The following is a 532-nucleotide window of genomic DNA, read 5'->3' as shown; positions in this document are numbered from 1 at the left end:
TGCCGGCGCCGACGTCGGCGCGCGCGCGTCACAAATCCGCGACGACCTGTTTGCCGTGCCGCGCGCCAGCGAACGCGACATGCTTTCGATTCAGACCGACGACCGCGCGCTGTGGATCGACAACTGGCGACGCCTGGCTCTTTCCGCTCTCGACACCGACGCGCTGAAGGACCATCCGCAACGCGCGGAATTCCGACGGCAGATCGAGACCTGGAACGGTCGCGCGGACGCCGATGCAACCGGCTACCGGCTGGTGCGCGCGTTCTACTTTTCGCTCTATGACGCCTGGTTCGGCAAGCTCGACGCGGATATCGCCGCGCCCGGCCTGCAACTCGGCTATCGCGCCGCGAGCTCGCGCTACGACGCAGTGATGGAAGCGCTCGCGGCCCATCGCGCCTGGGTGCCGGAGGGTTTCACCGACTGGCGAGCGTTCATGCTCGACCGGATCGACCATGCAATTGACCAACTGCCTCCGGGCACCAAGCTCGAGGACGCACGCTGGGGCGATCGCAACCGCGCTGCGATCGAGCAT

General features: G+C 67.1%; 1 protein-coding gene. It reads left to right on the top strand.

Translation table 11 applies throughout. The annotated features are described in order from the left end of the window. The coding region (locus EOS_RS42770; RefSeq protein WP_047898305.1) for a penicillin acylase family protein at nucleotides 1-532 on the top strand (532 nt) is incomplete at both ends.

Origin of the sequence: Caballeronia mineralivorans PML1(12) (assembly GCF_001028175.1) — a bacterium.
GTDB classification, from domain to species: Bacteria; Pseudomonadota; Gammaproteobacteria; order Burkholderiales; family Burkholderiaceae; genus Caballeronia; species Caballeronia mineralivorans.
The sequence above is the reverse complement of the archived record's forward strand: the minus strand, read 5'-3'. Positions and strand labels throughout refer to the sequence as shown.